Source organism: Stenotrophomonas maltophilia (assembly GCF_003970865.1).
Lineage (GTDB): Bacteria > Pseudomonadota > Gammaproteobacteria > Xanthomonadales > Xanthomonadaceae > Stenotrophomonas > Stenotrophomonas maltophilia_AR.
This window is the reverse complement of sequence record NZ_RXLZ01000148.1, coordinates 1-1099: the sequence shown is the minus strand read 5'-3', so window position 1 is coordinate 1099 and position 1099 is coordinate 1. Positions and strand designations below refer to the sequence as shown.

The 1099-nt window shown below is 61.7% G+C and carries 1 protein-coding gene; it reads right to left on the bottom strand.

Annotated elements, in window-relative coordinates:
* Positions 1–16 precede the first annotated feature (16 nt).
* Positions 17–931, bottom strand: coding sequence for an IS110 family RNA-guided transposase (locus EKL94_RS22135; RefSeq protein WP_126930650.1), 915 nt, complete (start codon positions 929–931; stop codon positions 17–19).
* Between the last annotated feature and the right edge of the window lie 168 nt (positions 932–1099).

The following is a 1099-nucleotide window of genomic DNA, read 5'->3' as shown; positions in this document are numbered from 1 at the left end:
TGTAGCAACTGTCTTGTCAGGCGGAGGCCATCTGGGCCTCCGCATCCCGTTTGCGGGCGTTGAGGATCACCAGCATCTTGCGCATTACCGCGACTAAAGCCACCTTGCCCGGCTTGCCCTGGTTGACGAGGGATTCGAAGAATTCCTTGAGCCTGGGCTCATAGCGTTTGGCGGTCAGCGCCGCCATGTAGAGTGCTTCGCGTACAATGGCGCGGCCTCCGGTGATGCATCGTCGCCCTTTCCAGGTTCCGCTTTCGCGGTTCATGGGGGCAACCCCTACCAAGGCCGAGATGGCTTTCCCGCTGAGCTTGCCCAGCTCCGGCAGCTCACAGGCCAAGGTCGCCATCAGTACTGGGCCGGCGCCTTTGAGCTTGGCAAAGTCACGCCATCCCTGCTGTTCGGCCAGGAGTGCTGCGATGGTGGCGTCGAGTTGCCTGATGCTTTTCTGGATCTCGCACAGGTGCTGATTCAGCATGGAAATCAGGCAGGGTTCGCTGAACGCGCGCATGCGCTGATGCTCGCTCACCCGCATCTGGACCAGGTGGCGCCGCCGCTGGCAGAGCTCCCCCATACGGCGCTGCCAATCGGCAGGTGGTACGTAACGGGTCAGCTTGAGAGCGTCGGCCATGTGCGCCAGAACAATGGCATCCATGCGGTCGGTCTTGGCCAGCTTTCCGATGGCCGAGGCAAAGCTGCGGCCGCGGCCAGAATTGATCCGCACCATCGGCAGGCCAGCTCCATGCAGTGCGTCCAGCGCCTTCTGTTCGTAGCCGCCGCTGGCCTCCAGCACAACCTGCTTGGCTGGCCACTGCTGCAACCATTTGATCAGGCTGGACCAGCCCCGCTTGTTGTTCTTGAACTGACGGAAGGCCTGTTCATGGACGGCCACATCCAGATTCTCACCACTGACATCGATCCCAATCCCAAACATGGGGCAACTCCGCTAGGCTGACAGGGCCGAGAGCTCCCCCCGCTTGCCCAGTCTTATCAGTGCGAGCGCCAACTCGATCAACTGTTCGGGCGGATCAGGGAGAAACCGGCGCGGAGATCCTTGCTACAGAGCGATCGAAAAGACCTAGAGCCGAACGGTCGTCCGCGC